22 protein-coding genes are annotated in these 20,390 nt (G+C 74.4%); 7 read left to right on the top strand and 15 right to left on the bottom strand.

From position 1 onward, the window contains the following. Window positions 1–19: 19 nt before the first annotated feature. Window positions 20–778 (bottom strand): GNAT family N-acetyltransferase, encoded by a 759-nt coding sequence (locus ABT297_RS02875; protein WP_350543888.1) that lies wholly within the window; start codon window positions 776–778, stop codon window positions 20–22. Window positions 779–851: 73 nt separating this feature from the next. After that, window positions 852–1,343 (bottom strand): DUF2306 domain-containing protein, encoded by a 492-nt coding sequence (locus tag ABT297_RS02870; protein ID WP_350543886.1) that lies wholly within the window; start codon window positions 1,341–1,343, stop codon window positions 852–854. Window positions 1,344–1,364: 21 nt separating this feature from the next. Here ABT297_RS02870 and ABT297_RS02865 point away from each other — a divergent pair, with 21 nt between their 5' ends. Beyond that, window positions 1,365–1,913, top strand: a complete 549-nt coding sequence (locus tag ABT297_RS02865; protein ID WP_350543884.1) for a TetR/AcrR family transcriptional regulator — start codon at window positions 1,365–1,367, stop codon at window positions 1,911–1,913. On the opposite strand, the gene ABT297_RS02860 is transcribed toward ABT297_RS02865, so the two are convergent. Both ABT297_RS02860 and ABT297_RS02855 read right to left on the bottom strand, forming a co-directional pair. After that, a complete protein-coding gene (locus ABT297_RS02860) occupies window positions 1,883–2,593 on the bottom strand; it encodes a class I SAM-dependent methyltransferase (protein ID WP_350543881.1) in 711 nt (236 codons plus the stop codon). The two genes, ABT297_RS02865 and ABT297_RS02860, sit on opposite strands and share 31 nt — an antisense overlap. A 76-nt stretch (window positions 2,594–2,669) precedes the next feature. After that, complete coding sequence (locus ABT297_RS02855) at window positions 2,670–3,536, bottom strand: LysR family transcriptional regulator (RefSeq protein ID WP_350543878.1); 867 nt, start codon at window positions 3,534–3,536, stop codon at window positions 2,670–2,672. A 75-nt stretch (window positions 3,537–3,611) separates the two neighbouring features. On the opposite strand from ABT297_RS02855, the gene ABT297_RS02850 reads away from it, so the two are divergent. Next, window positions 3,612–4,340, top strand: coding sequence for a CTP synthase C-terminal region-related (seleno)protein (locus ABT297_RS02850; RefSeq protein WP_350543876.1), 729 nt, complete (start codon window positions 3,612–3,614; stop codon window positions 4,338–4,340). Window positions 4,341–4,360: 20 nt separating this feature from the next. Here the strand turns inward: ABT297_RS02850 and ABT297_RS02845 are convergent, their stop codons facing one another. The 5 genes from ABT297_RS02845 to ABT297_RS02825 form a co-directional block, all read right to left on the bottom strand. After that, window positions 4,361–5,713 (bottom strand): type I glutamate--ammonia ligase, encoded by a 1,353-nt coding sequence (locus tag ABT297_RS02845; protein ID WP_350543874.1) that lies wholly within the window; start codon window positions 5,711–5,713, stop codon window positions 4,361–4,363. A gap of 78 nt (window positions 5,714–5,791) precedes the next feature. Further along, window positions 5,792–7,033: a vWA domain-containing protein gene (locus tag ABT297_RS02840; RefSeq protein WP_350543872.1), complete on the bottom strand. Its 1,242-nt coding sequence runs from the start codon at window positions 7,031–7,033 to the stop codon at window positions 5,792–5,794. Then, on the bottom strand, window positions 7,030–8,223 hold the full coding sequence (locus ABT297_RS02835) for an AAA family ATPase (protein WP_350543870.1): 1,194 nt from the start codon (window positions 8,221–8,223) through the stop codon (window positions 7,030–7,032). The genes ABT297_RS02840 and ABT297_RS02835 overlap by 4 nt, the downstream gene beginning before the upstream one ends. A 77-nt stretch (window positions 8,224–8,300) precedes the next feature. Further along, complete coding sequence (locus tag ABT297_RS02830; protein ID WP_350543868.1) at window positions 8,301–9,584, bottom strand: amino acid adenylation domain-containing protein; 1,284 nt, start codon at window positions 9,582–9,584, stop codon at window positions 8,301–8,303. Between the two features lie 85 nt (window positions 9,585–9,669). Beyond that, the gene (locus ABT297_RS02825; protein ID WP_350543866.1) at window positions 9,670–10,782 is read right to left on the bottom strand and encodes an amidase family protein; all 1,113 of its coding nucleotides are present in this window, start codon (window positions 10,780–10,782) and stop codon (window positions 9,670–9,672) included. Window positions 10,783–10,882: 100 nt separating this feature from the next. Between ABT297_RS02825 and ABT297_RS02820 the strand changes: the two genes are divergently transcribed. Beyond that, on the top strand, window positions 10,883–11,890 hold the full coding sequence (locus ABT297_RS02820; protein WP_350543864.1) for an LLM class flavin-dependent oxidoreductase: 1,008 nt from the start codon (window positions 10,883–10,885) through the stop codon (window positions 11,888–11,890). Between the two features lies 1 nt (window position 11,891). On the opposite strand, the gene ABT297_RS02815 is transcribed toward ABT297_RS02820, so the two are convergent. Further along, window positions 11,892–12,317, bottom strand: a complete 426-nt coding sequence (locus ABT297_RS02815) for an SRPBCC family protein (RefSeq protein WP_350543862.1) — start codon at window positions 12,315–12,317, stop codon at window positions 11,892–11,894. Window positions 12,318–12,427: 110 nt separating this feature from the next. On the opposite strand from ABT297_RS02815, the gene ABT297_RS02810 reads away from it, so the two are divergent. Next, entirely contained in the window at window positions 12,428–12,937 is a 510-nt protein-coding gene (locus ABT297_RS02810; RefSeq protein WP_350543860.1) for a GNAT family N-acetyltransferase, read from the top strand. A 24-nt stretch (window positions 12,938–12,961) separates the two neighbouring features. Here ABT297_RS02810 and ABT297_RS02805 read toward each other — a convergent pair whose 3' ends face one another. Next, window positions 12,962–13,477, bottom strand: coding sequence for a gluconokinase (locus ABT297_RS02805; RefSeq protein ID WP_350543858.1), 516 nt, complete (start codon window positions 13,475–13,477; stop codon window positions 12,962–12,964). A gap of 74 nt (window positions 13,478–13,551) precedes the next feature. Beyond that, window positions 13,552–13,887, bottom strand: coding sequence for a DUF952 domain-containing protein (locus tag ABT297_RS02800; RefSeq protein ID WP_350543856.1), 336 nt, complete (start codon window positions 13,885–13,887; stop codon window positions 13,552–13,554). An 84-nt stretch (window positions 13,888–13,971) separates the two neighbouring features. Here ABT297_RS02800 and ABT297_RS02795 point away from each other — a divergent pair, with 84 nt between their 5' ends. Next, window positions 13,972–14,328, top strand: coding sequence for a hypothetical protein (locus tag ABT297_RS02795; RefSeq protein ID WP_350543854.1), 357 nt, complete (start codon window positions 13,972–13,974; stop codon window positions 14,326–14,328). A 5-nt stretch (window positions 14,329–14,333) separates the two neighbouring features. Here the strand turns inward: ABT297_RS02795 and ABT297_RS02790 are convergent, their stop codons facing one another. Then, the gene (locus ABT297_RS02790) at window positions 14,334–14,591 is read right to left on the bottom strand and encodes a DUF6343 family protein (RefSeq protein WP_350543852.1); all 258 of its coding nucleotides are present in this window, start codon (window positions 14,589–14,591) and stop codon (window positions 14,334–14,336) included. A 7-nt stretch (window positions 14,592–14,598) separates the two neighbouring features. Next, the gene (locus tag ABT297_RS02785; RefSeq protein ID WP_350543850.1) at window positions 14,599–16,368 is read right to left on the bottom strand and encodes a thiamine pyrophosphate-dependent enzyme; all 1,770 of its coding nucleotides are present in this window, start codon (window positions 16,366–16,368) and stop codon (window positions 14,599–14,601) included. 66 nt (window positions 16,369–16,434) lie between these two features. Between ABT297_RS02785 and ABT297_RS02780 the strand changes: the two genes are divergently transcribed. Next, window positions 16,435–17,646 carry a hypothetical protein gene (locus ABT297_RS02780; RefSeq protein WP_350543848.1) on the top strand — a complete coding sequence of 404 codons (1,212 nt, stop codon included), beginning with the start codon at window positions 16,435–16,437 and terminating at the stop codon, window positions 17,644–17,646. A 5-nt stretch (window positions 17,647–17,651) separates the two neighbouring features. Here the strand turns inward: ABT297_RS02780 and ABT297_RS02775 are convergent, their stop codons facing one another. Then, window positions 17,652–18,686: an FKBP-type peptidyl-prolyl cis-trans isomerase gene (locus tag ABT297_RS02775; protein ID WP_350543846.1), complete on the bottom strand. Its 1,035-nt coding sequence runs from the start codon at window positions 18,684–18,686 to the stop codon at window positions 17,652–17,654. 130 nt (window positions 18,687–18,816) lie between these two features. Here ABT297_RS02775 and aceB point away from each other — a divergent pair, with 130 nt between their 5' ends. After that, window positions 18,817–20,388: a malate synthase A gene (aceB, locus tag ABT297_RS02770; protein ID WP_350543844.1), complete on the top strand. Its 1,572-nt coding sequence runs from the start codon at window positions 18,817–18,819 to the stop codon at window positions 20,386–20,388. The last annotated feature ends 2 nt before the right edge of the window (window positions 20,389–20,390 follow it).

Below are 20,390 nucleotides of genomic sequence, written 5' to 3'. Positions count from 1 at the left end.
ACGGGGACCGTCGCCGCGATCAGGCGTGGACGTACGGCGTCGTGGTGGCCAGGTGGACGAAGCCGAGCCGCCGCAGGATCGGGCTGCTGTCGGCGGAGGCGTCGACCTGCAGGTAGCGGTAGCCGGCCGCCACGGCCAGCCCGGCGCGATACGCGACAAGGGCACGGAAGACACCGCGGCCGCGCCAGTCCGGGGACGTGCCGCCGCCCCAGATGCTCGCGAACGGGGTGCCCTCGTGGAACTCGACCCGCCCGGCACAGATCGGGCGGTCGCCGACCACGGCGACGACGGCCCGCACGATGTCGGGGCGGGCGAGCAGGTGCCGGCCGATCGCCGAGTGGTCGCCGCCGAAGACCTCGTCGTGGACGCGGACCAGCAGGTCGGCCTCGTGCTTGCCGGTGACGGGCACCAGGCGTACCGAATCGGGAAGCTCCGCCGACCGCGGGAGCGCGTCGACCTCGGCGACGAGCAGCGACTCCGGCGGGCCCGGCTCGAAGCCCGCCGCCAGCAGACGGGCGGGCAGGTCGGCCGGGCGGTCGTGCGAGTACAGCTTCCACTCCCACGGCAGCCCGGTCGCGGCGAAGCGACGGACCTGGGCCGCGACGACCGCGTCGGCGTCCAGGCCGGTCAGGTCCGACCAGGTGATGCCGGCCCATCCGTCGTGGGCGGAGAGGACCCGCACGATGCCGGGCTCGGACTCGACGATCGCGTCCGGGCCCTCCTGCGGCCGCTGGCGGATCTCCCGGTCGAACCGCGCGAGGATCTCGTCGGCATTCATGGGCTCACCCGACACCGGCCGCCCTCGGCCCCGCAACCGAATTCCGCACGCCGGCGCCGGACTCGCCCGAGGACTACTGGCGGGCCCGCTCCGGGCCGGCCTGGTCGTAGCTCCCGCGGCGGCCGGCCACGATCACCGCCGCCGCCACCGCGGCGCAGCCCACCGCGCCGAGCGCGATCTCCACCGGGCGGTGGACGATCCACTGTGGAATGTCACGGGCGGGGACGACGACCGCGCCGACGAAGGCCCCGAGCAGTCCGAGGTACGAGCCGGTCATGAACCGCTGGTGGGTGCGCACCCGACCGGTCACCGCCGCCCACAGCCCGATGCTCAGGGTGACGAAGGTGAACGCGGAAAGGCCATGGATCCAGGTGAAGTGCCCCGGGTCGAGGGCACGGATGCCGAAGGAGCTCAGGATCGTGAAGTACATCGCGACCACCCACACCCGGCCGGCGAGCCGGTGGGCGCGGTCGCCGCGAGTGCGGCGCAGCAGGTTGTAGGCGCCGAGCAGCAGCGACACCGTGGCGGCCGCGGCGTGGACCGGTATAACAACGTTATCCCCCATAACACTGTTATAGTTCGAGACGTGGCGTACGTCAACACCGAGCTCACCGGGCGCCTGATCGATGCGGCGGCCCGGATCCTGGTCGAGGACGGGCCGGCCGGCCTGTCACTGCGTAAGGTCGCCGCGGCCGCCGGAGTCTCGACAATGCCCGTGTACACGTTGTTCGGCGACAAGCAGGGCCTGCTCGACGCCATGCACCGCGAGGGCTTCCGCCGGCTCGGGCTGGCGCTGGCCGCCGTGCCGCGCACCGGCGACGCGCTGGCCGACCTCGGCGCGCTCGGCTCCGCCTACCGCACCGCGGCGCTGAACAGCCCGCACCTGTACGGCCTGATGTTCAACTGCGACTTCGGCAGCACCGAGGCGGCGGACGCGACCTACCACCCGCTCGTCGACGCTGTCGCGCGCTGTCAGTGTGACGGGCTCCTCACCGGCGACGAACCGGAGCCGGTCGCACTGCACCTGTGGGCGCTCACCCACGGCCTGGTGAGCCTGGAGCTCGCCGGCAAGGTCGGCGGGGACGTCTTCGCCAAGCAGCTGGGCTACGCCGCGTTGGCGTTCCGGCGGCGGTAGTGGGAGTGCACGGCGTCCTGGCCCGTGTAGTTGGGGCCGGCCCGGTCGTCGGCGCCGAGGTACTCGTACGGCAGCGCGACGTCGCCGCGGTCGTCCCGCCCGATCCGCCGGCGGCGGCCGTCGTAGCTGAAGCCGGCCTCGCGCAGGTCCGCGGCCAGGCGACGGCCGGCCGGGGAACCGTCGGCCAGGCGTACCGCGGCGAGATCGAGGTCGGCGACCAGCCGGCCGCCGCCGGTCAGCCACCCGGCCGCGCGGGCCAGCAGGCCCAGCTTGTCGCCGACATAGTGCAGGCCGTGGACGCTGGTGATGAGGTCGTACCGCCGGTGAGGCGCCCACGCGAGCACGGGCGCCGCGGTCAGCCGCAGCCACGGCACGTCCGGGGCCGGGTCGAAGGCGTCCACGAGGTCGACGCCCTGCACCAGCGCCCGGCCGGCCACACCCTGCTCGTCCAGCCGGCGGGCCGCCTGGATCAGCGCGCGGCCGGAGCCGCAGCACAGGTCGAGCCAGGCGACCGTGTCCGGCGCCCCGGTGACGCGCAGCAGGGCCGCGATCACGTCGACGGGGTTGAAGCCGAGCTCCCGCTCGTAGCTGTTGTCGCCGGAGAGCTGGCGTTCGCGGTTCATCGCGGAGTTCGCCACCACTGCCGATCCGGCGAGGGCGTCGTCGTCGAGCAGAGGCACCGCGACATGATCGCACGGGAACCCGCCATGATCGGCCCCGGCCGGGTCGTCGGAGCCCTGCCGCCGCGCGACGCCGTCAGGCCTTGAGCGCCGCGCGCAGCGCGGCGGCCGGCCCGGTCAGCGAGCCGTGGACGAGCTCGGTGCGGTGCACCAGGCGCGGCTCGGCCACCGGCACCCCGCGCAGCGCCGGGGTGAGCGCCGAGGCCGGCAGCAGCGCCAGGCCAGCGCCGGCGGCGATCAGGGACAGCAGCGTGCCGGTGTCGGTGCCCGGATACGCCGGCCCGCCCCGGAACCCCTCCGCGCGGGCCAGGGCGCGCAGCTGCGCGGGTGGCGTGGCGGTCTCCGGCGCGTCGAGCCAGACCGCGTCGGCGAGGTCGGTGAGGCGCAGCGAACGACGCCCCGCGAGGGGATGCCCGGCCGGCAGCGCCACGACCACCGGCCGCTCGGCGACGACGGCGGTGTCGAGCTGGCCGGTGTCCGGCAGCGGCAGCGGGTCGCTCGGCGCGGTGACGCCGTCGACGAGGCCCAGGTCGAGCCGGCCCGTGGCGACCCCGACGGCGACCTCGCCGCGGCCGGCGACCCGCAGCGTGAACGCGACGCGGGGCATGGCGCGCTGCACCGCGACGAGCCGCCCGGCGTCCAGGCCGGACAGCGGCGTCGCCCCGAGGACCACCGTGGCCGGCGGCGGGCCGGAGAGCCGGGCGACGTCGGCGCGCGCCGCGGCCAGCCGCAGCAGGATCGGGCCGGTGTGCTCGAGCAGCCGCGCACCGGCGCCGGTGAGGGCGACCGGGCGGCGGCGCAGCAGCGACGCGCCGACGTCCTGCTCGAGCGCGGCGATCTGCTGGGAGACGGCCGACTGGGTGTAGCCGAGCTCGTCCGCGGCGGCGGAGAACGACCCCAGCCGCGCCACGGCGGCGAAGGTGCGCAGCAGGTGCGGGTCCACGACATCATGATTCCTTATGTCGGTACCGCAAAGAATCGTTGGACTGATGATGGCAGCTCACGGCAGGCTCGAGCCATGACGACAGGCACAACGACCCGCACGGCCCGCATCGCGCTGATCGGCGACCGGTCCTCCAACGTCCGCTCGCACACCCGCGTCCCCGACCTGATCGACGTCCTGCGCGAGCAGCACGGGCTGGCCCTGGACGCGTACTGGATCCCGACCGAGCAGGTCGCCGGCACCGGACTGGCCGGGTTCGACGGTATCTGGCTGCTGCCGGGCTCGCCGTACCGCGACGAGGCGGGCGCCCTCGCGGCGGTGCGGGCCGCCCGGGAGCACCGCATCGCCTTCCTCGGCACCTGCGGCGGCTTCCAGCACCTGCTGCTGGAGGTCGCCCGGAACCTGTGCGGCCTGGCCGACGCCACGCACGCCGAGAGCGAGCCGGGCGGCGAGCGGCCGCTCATCGTGCCGCTGTCATGCTCGCTCGTCGGGCACGAGGGCGCGGTGCACCTGGCGCGCGGCAGCCTCGCGGAGCGGATCTTCGGCGTGGAGCGCGCGGTCGAGCGGTACCACTGCGCGTACGGCCTCGACCACGCGTACCTGCCGCTGCTGGAGGCGCACGGCCTGCGCTTCACGGGCCACGACGACACCGGCGAGGTGCGCGTCGCGGAGCTGTCCGGCCACCCGTTCATGCTGGGCACGCTGTTCCAGCCGGAGCTGGCCGGCGACGGCTCGCGCTGCCACGCGGTCATCCGCGCCTTCGCCGAGGCCGCGGTCGCCACGAGCGCGGCGATGGTCCACTGACACGCCGGGCGTCGACCGGCTCAGTACCGCCATCGCGTCGCCGCCGCGACGTGCGCGGGCCCGGCGTCGGCGAACAGATCCACCTCGGCCCGGCGTACCGCCAGGAAGGCATCGAACAGCGCCTCGCCCATCGCGGCGCGCAGGCCGTCGTCGGCCTCCAGCCGGCCGATCGCCTCGGGCAACGAGACGGGCAGCCGGGGCGGCTGGTCACCCTCCGGCAGCGCCGCCGGGTCGACGGCGATCTCGGCCGGGAGCCGCAGCCCGGCGCCGGCCGAGTCCAGCACGATGGCGCAGACCGCGCCCACCACGAGGTACGGGTTGGCCGCGCCGTCGACGCACTTGAGCTCCGCGTTGGCGGCCTGGTCGCCCTGGCCCGCCACGCCGGTGACGAACCGCAGCCCGGCCTCGCGGTTCTCCCGGCCCCAGCACTGGTACGGGCCGGCCCACCGCTGCGGCACCAGCCGGAGGTAGCTGGCCACGCCGGGCGCGCCGATCGCACACAGCGCCGGCAGCCGCGCCAGCACCCCGGCGAGGACGGATTCGCCGCGTCCGGTCATGGCGTACGGGCCGGCGCCGCCCGCGAACAGCGCGCCGTCCGCGTCGCGGACCGAGAAGTGCAGGTGCCCCCCGTTGCCGACCTGACCGGCGATGACGACCGGGGCGAACGACACCCGCAGGCCGTGGCGGGCCGACACGGCGCGGATCGTCTGGCGCACCAGGACGTTGGCGTCCGCGGCGGCGACGGGGTCGGTGGCCGCGACCGACAGTTCGAGCTGACCGGGTGAGTACTCGGGGTGGTACTGCTCGACCGCGACCCCCTGCGCGGCGAGCGCGGCGAGCAGGTCGTCGCCGTAGTCGGACAGCGCGACGAGCCGGTTCATGCCGTAGGCGGGGCCGGTGCCGGCGGGCCGCGGTTCCTCGGCGTCGGCGCCCAGGAACCATTCCACCTCGAAGGCCATCCGCAGGGTGAGCCCAGCGGCCGCGGCCCACTCCATCATGGTGCGGGCGAACCGGCGCTGGCAGGCCGTGTGCGGCTCGCCCTCCTGGGTCCAGCGGTCGACCGGCGCCCAGGCCCAACCGGGCTGGGCGGCGAGCACGGTCAGCCGGTCCAGGTCGGGGTGCAGGCGCAGATCGCCGGTCGGGCCGCCGATGTGCCGGCTGGTGGTCACCGAGTCGTCGAGGCAGAAGACGTCGAACACCGAGGACATGCCGGCGCCCCAGGCTGCGGCTTCGGGCAGGCGGCCGGTGGGAACGCTCTTGACCCGCGTGATTCCGGCGTTGTCGACCCAGGTCAGCGCGACCGCGTGCACGCCCTGGGCGGCGAGCGCGGCGGCGCAGTCGCGGGCCCGCTCGGCGAGATGTGCCCGGTCCATGCGGAAATTCTGTCCGACATTCCCTGACGGATGTTCACCCGCGGGCTCTGATCAGCGGAATCACACGTCAGGAGGATGTCAGCCGATGGTGACCACCCGGGCCCAGGCCGGAGGCGAGTCCGGCACGTAGTCGGGGTCGTGCTCGCTCCAGCGTGTTCGCGCGGTGTCGCGCGGGAACAGGCCGACCACCGTCCGGCACGGCGGTTCCCGGTCCGGCCAAGGCGTCTGGCCGTCGGTCAGCACCACGACGACGTCCGGGCGGGCACCGCCGACCCCGGCCCGCAGCGCCCGGGCGAAGCCCTCGCGCAGGTCGGTGCCGCCGCCCCCGGTCAGCGGGATGCCCTCGGCGCCGCACAGCGGAACCACCAGCCGCGCCGCGGCGTCGCAGGGCACCGCGGTGACCAGTTCCCGGCGGCCGCCGGCGGCGCGGACGATCGCGGCGACCTCCAGGATCGCGCTGCCCAGCTCGGCGTCGCTGACCGAGCCCGACGTGTCGATGACCACACTGACGCGCGGCGGCCGGCGGCGCAGGCTCGGCAGGATCACGCCGGGCAGGGAGGCGGACCGCCGCGCCGGGCGGGCGTACGTGTAGTCGTCGCCCGCCCCCGCGGCGGAGGCGGCCGCGCGGACCGCCGCACCCAGCAGGTCGCGCCACCGCTGCGGCGGGTGGAACGCCTCCTCCGCCCACCGCTGCCAGCCCCTCGGCGCGTCGCCCGGACGGCCACGGATGCCCTCCGCCACCCGGAACCGGACCGCGTCGCGTTCCTGCGCGCTGAGGCCGTGCGCGCCGCCGGGGCCGAGATCCCACGGCCGGTCCAGGCCGTCGGCCCCGCTGCCGCAGTCGAGCCAGGCGGTTTCCCGGGTGTACGGCCCGAGGCGGAACCGCAGCAGATAGTCCTCCATCAACTCGCCCGCGGCCAGGCCCAGCTTCGTGGGATAGACGGCACCCTCGGGTCTGGGCAGGCCGTCGCCGAAGGCGTCGTCGTTGATCTCGCAGTCGGCGGCGATGTTCATCCGCAGCCGCTCGCCGGGGCCGGACAGGTCGCGCTGCGCGGCGAACCGGTCGCCGCGGCCGTGATGGTCGCGCAGCAGGTGCGAGACCTCGTGCACCCAGACCGAGGCGAGCTCCTCCAGCGGGGTGCGTTCGACGAACGCGGGCGAAACGTAGCAGCGCCAGTGCCGGTCCACCGCCATGGTCGGCACCCGGTCCGACGGGACCGGGTGCAGGGCGAAGAGGGCCGTGGCCAGGTACGGGCGCATCCGGGTGGCGTACAGCCGCGCGGCGAGGAGCTTCTCGAGGTCCACTGTGGACGCCGTCATCGGGCCGCCGCCAGGTCGGTGCGCTGCGCCAGCGACACCGCACCGGCCAGTCCCTCGATCGCCGCCGGCACGTCCCACTCCTGGTCGCGCAGCGCGGCGAGGGCGGCGGCCGGCACCACCACGAGGTCCGGCGGGCCGGTCTCGGCGGCGCGGGCCAGCAGCGCCCACGCCGCCTCCCAGCGGGCACGGTCCGGGCGGCGGCGGACCGCCTCGACAACGCCGTCGAGGACGGCCTGCCGTAGATCGCCGCGCTCCGGCAGCACCGCCCCGGAGGGGTCCCGCAGCAGCTGCTCGGGGTCCGGAAGGTCCATCCGGTCGAGGCTCGCCAGCAGCTCCAGCCCGGGACCGTCGCCGACCGTGCCCCGCACCAGCATCGACAGCACGTCGCGGTCGGTACCCGCGGCGGTGGCGAACGCGACCAGCCGCAGCGTCATGTCCCAGCTGCGCGGCGACGGCCACGGCCCGCCGCGGCGGGTCTCGCCGCCGGGCAGCTTGTGCACCAGGCCCGGCCGGGCGGACAGCAGCCCGCACACAGCGCGCCGGGCGTATGCGACGGCCTCGCACAGCCGCCCCGGGTCGAGCCGTGGCAGGGCGGCCCGCGGCCACACGCCGCCGAGCCCGCGTACGACGACGTCATGGTCGTACGTCCACTGCAGATGGACGAACCGGTTGGCCAGCGGCGCGCTGAGCTCCCAGCCGTCGGCGGCCGAGGAGCGCGGGTTGGCCGCGGCCACGATCCGCACGCCGGGCGGCAGGCGCAGCGTCCCGACCCGCCGCTCCAGCACGAGGCGCAGCAGGGCGGCCTGCACGGCCGGCGGCGCGGTGGACAGCTCGTCGAGGAAGAGCAGGCCGCGGCCGGCCCGCACCAGCCGTACGGCCCAGTCCGGCGGTGCCATCGGCACGCCGTGCACCGCGGGATCCTCGCCGAGCACCGGCAGCCCCGCGAAGTCCGACGGCTCATGGACGCTGGCGATCACCGTGGTCAGCGGCAGGTCGAGCGCCTCGGCGAGCTGGTTGAGCGCCGCGGTCTTGCCGATGCCCGGCTCGCCCCACAGCAGCACGGGCAGGTCGGCGGCGACGGCGAGGGTCAGGGCCTCCAGCTGCGCGTCGGCGCGCGGCTCGGTGTCCGCGTCGCACAGCAGGGCGAGCAGGTCGGCGGCGATATCGAGGGTGGGCACAAGAGTGGGCATGCGGCATCACCTTGGGTGTGTGAAGGAAAACGATGGCGAGCTTCAGGGGCCGCGCCGGGGCGGGCCGTCGCGGTTGGTCAGGCGTTCGTCGCGTTGCGCGGGTGGGCACGGACGTCGCCGCGCCGGCGGGGATCGCGGCGGGCGGGCGTGTCCGGCGCGCGCGGGTCCAGCCCGGCGCGGAACATGCCGTGCGCGAGGCGCCGCCGCACCGCCGTCTCCAGGGCGTCGCGCAGGGCGCCGTCGCGCAGCGGCACGCCCGGCCCGAGCAGCCCCTCGACCGCGGCGAGCGCCCCGTCGGCGTCGCCGTGGTCGAGCCGGGCGCGGACGTCGTCGAGGCACTCCGGGTGCCGGTACACCTCGTCGATGGCCTGCAGGCAGGGCAGCGGCGGCCCGCCGAGCGCGGCGAGCAGCTCCTCCCGGCGCAGCTGCTCGGGGTCGTGGTCGAGGGCGACCAGCGCCCCGCCCACGAGCCCGATGCGGTGCCGCGCACCGCGGCAGTCGACCTGCCGTGTCCCGCCGTCGCCGCCCGGACCGCCGTTGTGCTCGTCGCGGTGGCGGGCCGCCCGTTGCGGGGCGAGCGCCCGCGCGACGAGCGGGTGCAGCCGGCCGGCGTCGATCAGCCCGGCGCGCAGCAGTTCGGTGTCGGGCGGTTCCCACGTCGCCGCGTGCGGCAGGACCGGAGGCGCCGCGCCGCCACGGCGGGCGGGCCGGGTCCGGCCGGAGCGCTCCAGCAGCAGCCGGTGCCGCCCGCCGAGGCGCACGACCACGGCCTCGTCGTCCACCCGACCGTCCGCCCGCCGCAGGATCGCGGCCTCCGCCGCCCACCGGCCCGGACCGCCGGACCGCTCGGGAAGCTCACCGGCCCGCCGGGCGTCCCAGAGGTGGCGGTGCAGGTCGAACCGGAAGTGCCGGTCGGGCCTCGGATGCGGGTGCTCGCCCGCCCCGCCCCCGTCCCACAGCGCGAGGCTGATCCGCTGACCGGCGCCGGCCCAGGCGGGCGGCATCCGGGCGACGAGGTGCAGCCCGCCGGTGCCGCTCGGCCCGTATCGGGCCAGGGCCACGGTCAGCCCCGGCCGCAGCAGCCCGTCCGGCGCGATCCGCGGCATGTGCCAGCGCAGCAGATCCGGCGCCAGGTGCCGCAGGTCGGCCCGCACCGATCCGGCGAGCTCGTGCCCCTGGGTCTTCGCGAGAATTCGCAGGTTGAGGTCGACGTCCACCCGCGCTGCCGCGCAGGCCCCGCCCCAGTCCCCGGCGGCGCGCCGGGCGGTGGCTGATTCGATCATCGGCGGCGGCACGGCGAACTCACGTATCCGCAGCCAGAAGAGAAGCCGGGTTTCACCGTTCGCTTCGTGAGTGCGCATCAGCACTCACCTTTGGCGGACGGGACCCCCGATCTGCACTCGTAAGTAGGCATCGTGGGTAGGTTACAACGCCGCGCGTCGTCTGTCAGGCCCGTCCGGCGAGGAGCTCCAGCAGGGCACGGTCGCTGCCGGGCGGGCCGACGAGCGCGATGCCGGCCGGCGGTGCGGCGCCGGTCGGCACGGAGACGCTCGGCAGGCCGCAGGCGCTGGCCGGCACGGCGCAGCGCTGCGTCTCCCGGCGCCACGTGTCGCGGCCGGCCGGGCCGAGCTCCCGCGGGTGGCCGGGGCCGCCGGCCGGCAGGGCCAGCCAGGCATCGTCGCCGAGCAGGTCGAGCAGTTCGGCCCGCCACTCGGCCAGCCACGCCCGGGCGTCGGCCTCGTCCCGCGCCGAGACCTGCGCGCCGAAGCGGAAGCGGCCCTCGACGTCGGCGGCGAGGGCGCGCGGGTGAGCCTCGATCCAGGCGCCGTGCGCCCGCCACGCCTCCGCCGCTTGGACCTGCCGGAAGGCCAGCAGCAGCGCGTCGGGCTCGTCCCAGGTGGACAGCGTCACCTCGGTCACCCGCGGGCCGAACAGGGCCGCGGCCCGCGCCGTACCGCCGACGCAGAGAATGCGCGACGGCGGGCGTTGCGGGCCCGGCGGCAGCAGCACGTCGCCCACCGCGGCCAGGGTCCGCGCGTCACGCGTGATCCAGCCGACCGTGTCGAACGACGGCGCGAGCGGCAGCACGCCCTCCGTCGGGACGGCGCCGTGGGTGGGCCGCAGCCCGAACAGGCCGCAGCACGACGCCGGCACGCGGATCGAGCCGCCGGTGTCGGTGCCCAGACCGACGTCGGCGTGGCCGGTGGCCACCGCCGAGGCCGGGCCGCTGGAGGAGCCGCCGGTGACGAGGCCGGGCGCGGCCGGGTTGGGCGGCGCGCCGTAGTGCGGGTTGGTGCCCGACAGCGAGTAGGCGAGCTCGTCGGTGTGCGCGATGCCCTGCACATGCGCGCCCGCGGCGCGCAACCGGGCGAGCGCCGGGGCGTCCTCGGCCGCCGGCAGCGCCTCGGCGAGCCAGGCTGGGTTGCCGCCGCCGACCGCGAAGCCGGTGACGGCGAAGAGATCCTTGACCGCGAGGCGGAGTCCGTCCAGCGGGCCGTGGCCGGTGGCCGGCGCCAGCGGCATGCCCTTGACCCGCCAGACACTAGGGTCAGCTGTCACGTGAGCAGGGTGTCACGTGAGCAGGGCGCTGCGCTACCAGGCCGGCGCGCCCTGCCACGGCACGGGAATATCGCCGCCCGGCCGGTGTTGACCAAGGTCTGTGAGTGAACTACCGCTTTCCGTCCTCGACGTCGCGCCGGTCGCCGTCCACGGCTCCACCGGCGAGGCCCTGCGTAACACCACCGAGCTCGCCCGCCGGGTCGAGGCGCTCGGGTACGGCCGGTTCTGGGTCGCCGAGCACCACAACATGCCGGCCATCGCGAGCTCCTCGCCGGCCGTCCTGCTCGCGCACCTCGCCGCCGCCACGTCCACGATCCGGGTCGGCTCCGGCGGGGTGATGCTGCCCAACCACGCCCCGCTCGTGGTGGCCGAGCAGTTCGGCACCCTGGAGGCGCTGCACCCGGGCCGCATCGACCTCGGCATCGGCCGGGCACCCGGCACCGACCAGTACACTGCGCTCGCCCTGCGCCGCACGATGGAGGGGCTGTCGGCGGAGCGCTTCCCCGAGGAGCTGCAGGACCTCATCGCCTACTTCGAGGGCGACGCGCGCATCCTCGCCTCCCCCGGCAAGGGCGACAAGCCCGACGTGTGGCTGCTCGGCTCCAGCGGCTACAGCGCGCAGCTGGCCGGCGTGCTCGGCCTTCCGTTCGCGTTCGCGCACCACTTCAGCGCGCAGAACACGCTGCCGGCGCTGGCGCTGTACCGCACGAACTTCCGCCCGTCGCGGTGGCTCGCCGAGCCCTACGCGATGGTCGCGGTGAGCGCGATCGCTGCCCCGACCGACGAGGAGGCCGAATTCCTGTCCGGGCCGAGCGCGCTGTCCTTCCTGCGGCTGCGCTCCGGGCGGCCGGAGCCGCTGGCCACGCCCGAGGAGGCGGCGGCCTATCCCTACAGCGAGCGCGAGCGCGAATTCGTGCTGCAGCGCCGCGAGGGGCAGGCCCTCGGTTCCCCGGACATGGTCCGCAAGCAGCTGACCGAGCTGCTGGAGGCGACCCGCGCCGACGAGTTCATGTTCACCTGCATGGTGTACGACCTGGAGGCCCGGGCCCGCTCGTTCGAGCTGATCCGCGCCGAGGTCGCGCCGGCGCTCCGCACAACGAAGGGTTAGCTCAGGAGAAGCGGCGGGCCAGCTCCCGCGCGCGGGCCTGCTGCACGCCCCGGGCCTGGCGAACCACGAACCACCGCAGCAACGCCGGGGACTCCACGGTGATCGTCTCGGTGACCATGCTGTGGCCCGGGGCGTCCTCGTGGGGCACCGGCTCCACCTCGGCGCGCAGCCGCACCCGGCCCGGGCTGACCACCTCGCTGACGATGCGGTCCTCACCCACCGTCAGCGTCACCCGGATCGCGTTGCGGTAGAGGCCGAAGCGCTCCACGGCCACGTAGCGCACCACGTCCCCGTCGCGCCGCACGTCGCGCACCGCCACCACCAGCGGCGACAGCCCGATGTAGGAGTCCGGGTCGGCCAGGTGCGCGCGCACCGCCCCCGGTGCCGCGGCGACGACGAACGAGTGGGTGAAGACATCGACGGCCATGGCCTGAGACGGTAGCGTCACGCGATTACGGACGATACGCCGGATGGCGGCGACCGCAATCTTCGGCGAAGATGGCGGGCGATCTTGCGGGTCGAGTGAGGTGGGGGCGCGTGAACAAGACCTGGGTGCGGCTGCGGCCGGTGATGGAGGGTGACCTGGCGATGTTCCGCCGGTTCGCCACCGAGCCGGGCCTGGCGGGAGCGGCCTGGACCGGCTACCAAGAGCCGAACGGCCCGGCGCGGCGCTTCGCGCAGGACGGGTACCTCGGCGTCGAGGACGGCCGGCTCATGGTCGAGGCGGACGAGACCGCGGCGGGGTTCGTCCACTGGTTCGCCATCGGGTCGGGCCTGGCGCAGTACTGGGGGATCGGCATCGTCCTGCTGCCGGAGTGGCGCGGCCGCGGCGTCGGCTGGCGGGCTCAGACGCTGCTGTGCGACTACCTGTTCGCCAGCACCCCGGCGCAGCGCATCGAGGCGCGCGTCCAGCCGGAGAACATCGCCGAACAGAAGGCCCTCGAAAAGGTGGGCTTCCTCAGCGAGGGCATCCTGCGCTCGGCGGAGTTCCGCGACGGCGCCTGGCGCGACGTCCTCGTCTACGGCCGCCTCCGCGGCGACCGCTGACTCCCGCTCCCCCGAGGGCCGGCGTCAGGTCGCGTCGGGGTGGGCCTTCAGGATCGCCTCGACGATCTCGCTCGGCGGCGACTCGACCGAGACCTCGGTCGCGGCCTCGTCCGGCGCCGGCGGCTCCAGGGCGGCGAACTGGCTGTCGAGCATCTCCACGCGCATGAAATGGCCGTGGCGGGCCGCGAGCCGGCGCGTGATCAGCTCGGGGGAGCCTTCCAGGAACACCATGCGCACCTGCGGGCGGTCCCGGCGGAGCCGGTCGCGGTACGCGCGCTTGAGGCCGGAGCACGTCACGACGCCCGGCTCGCCGGCGTCGGCGCGCTCGTCGATCCAGTGCCCGATCGCCGCCAGCCAGGGTTCCCGGTCGGCGTCGGTCAGCGGGATGCCGGCGGCCATCTTGGCCACGTTGGCGGCGGGGTGGAAGTCGTCGGCCTCCGCGTAGCGCCAGCCGAGCCGGGCGGCCAGCAGCGCGCCAACGGTGGTCTTCCCGGCGCCGGCGACGCCCATCACGACGAACACCGGCGGCGCGTCTGACATGCCGACACCGTACCCGGCGAGCAGTCGAGCAGCCACAGGTCGTACAGGTAGCCGGACGCCCCGGATCGACGTGATCAGGACAGGGCCGACAGATCGGATCTGTCCGTGATGCGGTGCACGGCGGCGACCGCGGATCTCGGCAGCGGCGCGTAGAGGTGCGGGTACGTGCCGCCGGACGGGCTCTCCTCCCACCTGAGCGCCTCGCCGAGCGGCCGCGGGTCGACGGCGAGGACGACGAGTTCGGGCTGGTCGGCGAAGTACCGCTCGACGGTGCCCGCCACCTGGTCGCCGCCGGAGAGGTGGACGAACCCGTCGGCCCGGTCGAGCGGCGAGCCCTCGAAGACACCGGACACCCCGGCGGCCTCGAACGCGGACCACTCCGCGGGAAGCAGGATCTTGTAGATCGACACGCGCCCACTCTGCCACGATTCACCCCCGGCGGGTGGGCGATGGGCGGCGACGGCTCACCCGGCGGCCGCCTAGCGTGCCCCGCGATGAAGACCAGGGCATGGCAGTGCGTCGCGGGCGCGGCGCTGATGGTGGGCACGCTGAGCGCGGCGCAGGCGGCACGCGAGCCGGATCCGCCGCCGATGGTCGAGCGGTCCAACGCCACGACCATCCATCCGGACGGTACCGCCGTCACGCGGCCCGACAACCGCGTCGTCCACGTGCTCACCGGCTCCGGCCTGCTGGCGTTCGCCGGCGTGGTCCTGGTCGGCGGCGTCGTCGGCCTGGGCGGGATGCGCGTGCCCGGTGGCGTCTCGATGGGCGTCGCGCGGTCGCGGCTGTGGTACCGCTCGGTTCGCCGCACCGGCGTGCATCGCGCCAGCGGATACGCCGAGTCGCGATGAGCGGGCTACTCGAACAGCGAGCCGCGGCCGCCGCCCTCGCGGAAGCGGGCCCGGCGGCGCAGCACCACCACGACCGTGTCGACCAGCGCCGTCGCCGCCAGCACGAACAGCGCGACCGCCAGCCAGGTCAGCCCGGCGACCAGCGCGAGGACGCCGAGCCCCACGCCGACGACGAGGCCGAAGAGGGCGAGGACCAGGCGGAGGTTCAGGGCGCTGTACGGGTGCCCGACGGTGCCGCGGGCGCCCCGGGGCTGGGCGCGCATCGTTTGATCATCCCTTCAGCTGCGTGATCCGGTCCTCGAGGATCGTGGTGGCGATCGCGGCACGGTGCGGCTGGCCGCGCAGGAACGCCTCGGCGAAGCGCACGGCCTGCTGGTAGGTGACCTTCGCCGGCATCGGCGGCTCGTTCGGGTCGACCGCGACGTCGACGAGGGCCGGGCCGTCGTGGGCGAGCGCCTCGCGCAGCGCCTGCTGCAGGCCGCCCGGCTCGCTGACGTGGACGCCGAAGCCACCGCAGCCGCGCGCCCACGAGGCGTAGTCGGGGGCGGGGTCGCCGAAGCGGACGCCGTACTCCGGGAAGCCGAGCACCATCTGCTCCCAGACGATCATGCCGAGCGCGTTGTTGTTGTTGATGACGACCTTGACCGGCAGGCCGTAGCGGGCCGCGGTGTGGAACTCGGCCATGAGCATGGCGAAGCCGCCGTCGCCGATGTAGGCGATGCACTGCCGGCCCGGGTACTCGTGCTGCAGCGAGATCGCGTAGGGCAGCCCGGGCGCCATGGTGGCGAGCGTGCCCGACATGTAGAACTCGCGCCGCCCGACGATCTGCCAGTGCCGCGCCGCCCAGGTGGCCACCGTCCCCGAGTCGCAGCACAGGATCGCGTCGGTGGAGGCGGCGCGGTTCAGGGCCGCGGCGAGGTACTGCGGCGCGATCGGCGAGCGCTCCGCGTTTTCCAGCCCCGCCATGCGCTCCCGCCAGTCGTGCATCTTGTCCTGGTACCTGCGCAGGTGCCTGCGGTCCACCCGGCGGCGCAGCCGCGGCAGCAGCGACTCCAGGGTGGCCGCGGCGTCGCCGATGAGCGGCACGTCGGTCGGGATGCGCGTCCCGGCGCGGGTGGCCTCGGCGTCGATCTGCACGACGTGCGCCTGCCCGGGCTCGGGCAAAAACTTCGTGTACGGGAAGTTCGTGCCCACCATGAGCAGCGCGTCGCATTCGTCCATGAGGTCCTCGCTCGGCGCGGAGCCGAGCAGCCCGAGGCCGCCGAGGGTGAACGGCGAGTCGTCGGGCACGACCATCTTGCCCAGCAGCGACTTGACGATCGGCGCGCCGATCACGTCGGCGGTGAGCTCGACGAGGGCACCGGCGCCGCGCGCGCCGACGCCGGCCAGGATCGCCGGGCGGTCGGCCGCGTTGAGCAGGTCGGCGGCGGCCTGCAGGTCGTCGTCGGCGGGGCGGGCGGGCGGCGGGACCCACACCGGCTTAGTCGCGGGCTCGCGGACCGGCCCCACGTCCTCGTACGGGTTGTCGCCCGCGGCGGCGACCTGCACGTCGTTGGGGACGGTCAGGTGCGCCACGCCGCGGCGGGCCAGGGCGGTGCGCACCGCGATGTCGACCAGCGACGGCACCTGGGCCGGATTGACGATCGGCTCGTTGTACTCGGCCACGTCCGCGAAGAGCCTATCCAGGTGTACCTCCTGCTGGTACGCCGTCCCGAGCACGCTCGACTCCTGCATGCCGGTGATCGCCAGCACCGGGGCGTGGTCGAGCTTGGCGTCGTAGAGCCCGTTGGCCAGGTGGATGCCGCCGGGCCCGGACGTTGCCATGCACACGCCGAGCCGGCCCGTGGCCTTGGCGTGCGCGACGGCCATGAACGCGGCCGCCTCCTCGTGATGCACGAGCACGAACCGGACCCGGTCGGCGTTGCGTCGCAAGCCCTCCATCAGGCCGTTGATGCCGTCGCCCGGCAGACCGAACACGGTGTCCACGCCCCAGGCGGCCAGTCGCGCGATGATCGCCTCGCCCACGGTCTGCTTCGTCATACGGAGCGCTTTGCCGCATCCGGCGCGTCCAAACCTCCGGGCGGTGATCGGGTACCGTGCAGCCACATGGGACTGCTCGACCGGCTCCGCGGCACCCCACACGAACGCTTCGCCCGCCGGGTCCTCACCGCGATGCGCGACGCCGGCGTGGCGCAGGCGCGCTACCTGCCGGAACAGTTCGCGATCGAGGTGCGCCGCGACTCGAAGACGGACTCGCCGGGGATCGCCTACCTCGGCAACCTCTTCCGCGAGTGCGCCCGCGCCGGCCGCGCCGAGCGCCGGGAGCGCATCGCCACGTTCCTCTCCGCGGTGATCTACAACCCGGGTGCGCCGCGGCGCTGGGAGGACGTCGCCCCGCTGCTGCGGCCGCTGCTGCGCCCGGTCAGCTTCGCCCTGGGCATGCCCGCCCCGGCGCCGCGGCCGCTGCACCGCCCGGCGTGGCCCCACCTGGCCGAGTTCGTCGTGGTCGACCAGCCCACGTCGATCATGTACGTGACGGCGAAGCAGATCGTCGAATGGGGCGTCACCGAGCACACCGCGTACGACCGGGCCCGGCGCAACATGGCCGAGCTCGCCCGGCGCACGAGCGAGGCGACCGACGGCCCCGGCCCCCGGTCGCTGATCCGCATGGTCGAGTCCGGGGACGCGTACTGGGCCTCGCACGTGTTCGTCGATGGCTGGCTGGCGGCCCAGCGGGCCCGGGTCGGCGGCACCCCGCTGCTGTTCATGCCCGACACGACCGGCGTGCTCCTGGTCGGCCGGACCGCCGATGACACCCCGGAGAGCCTGCGCAAGCTGTTCGAGCTCGTCGAGCGGGAGTACGCGGAGGCGGCCCGGCCCGTCTCGCCGATAGCGCTCACGATCGGCGACGACGGCGCCGTCGTGCCGTTCCTCGCCCCGCCCGGCGACCCGATGCACGAGGTCACGCACCGCACCGAGGTGCTGATGGCGTCGGCGGAGTACTCGGCCCAGGCCGAGCACCTGGCGAGCGAGGCGTTCGTGGCCTCGTACACGCTCGCGCAGCGCCCTGACGGCTCGGTGTTCTCGGTCGCGAGCTGGGCCGAGGGGGTCGACACGCTGCTGCCGCGCGCCGACTTCGTGGCGTTCCCGTCCGAGGGCCCCGAGGGCCCCGACGCGTTCTTCGTGGCATGGGACGCGGTCGCCCGCGAGGTCGACCTGGACCCGGAGCCTGGGGTGGCGCCGGAGCGCTACCGGCTGCGCGAGTGGCCCCACCCGGGCGTGGTCGAACGGCTGCGCCGGGTCGCGACCCGGCCCTAGCGCTCTTAGTTGGCGCCGGGGATGGTGAGGCCGCCCGAGGCGTCGGAGGACTCGATGTCCAGGATGTCGACGTAGAAGCGCAGGTCGCCGACGGGGTCGCCGGGCCGCTGCGCGACATCGCCGTACCCCTCCCTGGCCGGGATGTCGAGGATGACCCGGCTGCCGACCTTGAGCCCGACCAGGCCGCGGTCCCAGCCCTCGATGACCCGGGGCTGCTGCTTCTGCTCGAGCAGGCCGACCTCGACCGGGAAGGTCTGCTTGTGCTGCCAGGACGAGTCGAACACCTTGCCGTCCTTGTACGTCAGGCCGACATAGTTGACCACGATGGTGTCGCCGGGCTTCACGGTCTTGCAATCGCCCTGGATGAGCACGTCAACGTGGCGCACGCCGACGTTCGACTCCTTGCCCGCCTCCGTCTTGGGCTCCTCGGCCAGCCGCTTGTCGAAGCCGCCGAGCATCGGCGGATACGGCTCCGGTGCGGGCGACGCGTTCGAGGTGCTCGAGGCCTTCGGCACCGGCTTCTTGCACAGGGTCTTCTGCTCCTCGGCGCGGTTGCCGAAATACCACACGCCGGTGAACGCGCCGCCGATGGCGAGCAGGACGATGAGCGTGCCGGCGATCGCCTGGCCGGTGCGGCGGCGCCGGGCGGACTTCGCGGCGGCGACCCGGGCGGCGGCGCGCTGCTCGGCCTTCGTCAGCGGCGCGGCCGTCTTGCTCTTCGACTTCGCCGACTTGTCAGACTTGTCCGTCGTCTCGGACTCTTCCGACTCCTCCGGGGCATCCCCGTCCTCCGGGACATCCCCGCCGGAGGCGTCAGCGTCGGTCTCCGCCGAGACGGCGGCGGGCTCGTCCGCGTTCTGCCCGGAATCGCCCTGCTCTGAATCGATCTGCTTGGAGTCGACCTGCTCGGCGGCAGACTGCTCGTCGGTGACCGCGGCAGACGACTCCTCCGCCTCCGCCGACGCGTCCGGCGCCGACGCGTTCGGCGGGGTGGCCTTGGTCGACCTTGCCGGGCGGCGGTTCCTGCCCCGATCGCTCACAGTTCGTCGACTCCCCTGGTGGACGGCCCAGCACACGGACGGACCTGAGTTTCGTTCGGCAGAGCTTCCCATACCACACGCTTCGCGGCACGCACCGGGGTACCGCCCGATATGGCCTAAGGTCGGTCGTATGGGCAACGCTACGGGCGTCGAGGTTACCGGACCGCTCGGCGAGCGCTTCGCCGAGATCCTCTCCGAGGAGGCTTTGAGTTTCCTGGCAGATCTGCATCGCGGCTTCGACGCGCGGCGCCTGGAGCTGATCGGGCTGCGCAAACAGCGCGAGGCCGCGCTCGCCGCCGGCGGCACCTTCGGCTTCCTGCCGGAGACGCTCGGCGTGCGCGAGGGCGAATGGCGGGTCGCTGAGCCGGCGCCCGGCCTGGAGGACCGCCGCGTGGAGATCACCGGGCCGACCGACGCGAAGATGAGCATCAACGCGCTGAACTCCGGCGCGAAGGTCTGGCTCGCCGACCACGAGGACGCCAACACCCCGCTGTGGGACAACGTCGTGCGGGGGCAGCTCAACCTGCGCGACGCGGTCGCCGGCCGGCTGGAGTACACCTCGCCGGAGGGCAAGCGGTACACGCTGGCCGACGGCCCGCGGCCGACCATCGTGGTGCGGCCCCGCGGCTGGCACCTGCCGGAGAAGCACATCCTGGTCGACGGGCAGCGCACCTCCGGGTCGTTGACCGACTTCGGGCTGTACTTCTTCCACAACCACCTCGCCACCCGGCCGTACTACTACCTGCCGAAGATGGAGTCGCACCTCGAGGCGCGGCTGTGGAACGACGTGTTCACCTTCGCCGAGCAGCGCTTCGGCCGCCCGACCGGCACGATCCGCGCCACGGTGCTCATCGAGACGTTCCCGGCCGCGTTCGAGATGGAGGAGATCCTCTACGAGTTGCGCGAGCACTCCGCCGGGCTCAACGCCGGGCGCTGGGACTACATGTTCAGCGTGATCAAGAAGTTTCGCACCCGCGGCCGGGAGTTCCTGCTGCCCGACCGCAACTCGGTCACGATGACGGTGCCGTTCATGCGCGCCTACACCGAGCTGCTGGTGCGCACCTGCCACAAGCGCGGCGCGCACGCCATCGGCGGCATGGCGGCGTTCATCCCGAGCCGGCGCGACCCCGAGGTCAACCGGGTGGCGATCCAGAAGGTCACCGCGGACAAGACGCGCGAGGCCGGCGACGGCTTCGACGGCTCGTGGGTCGCCCACCCGGACCTGGTGCCGGTCTGCCGGGAGGTCTTCGACGCGGTGCTGCGCGACCGGCCGAACCAGCTCGACCGGCTCCGCGAGGACGTCTCCGCCGGCGCGGCCGACCTGCTGGCCATCGGGCAGACGCCGGGCGGGCGGACCGAGGCCGGGCTGCGCAACGCGGTCAGCGTCGGCGTGCAGTACCTCGACGCGTGGCTCAAGGGCACCGGCGCGGTCGCGATCAACAACCTGATGGAGGACGCGGCGACGGCCGAGATCTCCCGCTCGCAGGTGTGGCAGTGGCTGCACAACGACGTCACGCTGGACGACACCGGCGAGAAGGTCACCCGCGAGCTCGTCGAGCGCATCGCCGACGAGGAGCTCGCGGCGCTCGCCGGGGACTCGGGGCCGGACCTGGCCGCGGCCCGCGCGCTGTTCATGGAAGTGGCCGTGGCCGACGACTTCGTGGACTTCCTGACCGTTCCGGCGTACGAACGTATGGCATGAGC

Source organism: Dactylosporangium sp. NPDC000555 (assembly GCF_040300025.1).
GTDB lineage: Bacteria > Actinomycetota > Actinomycetes > Mycobacteriales > Micromonosporaceae > Dactylosporangium.
This window is presented reverse-complemented; position numbering and strand designations above follow the sequence as displayed.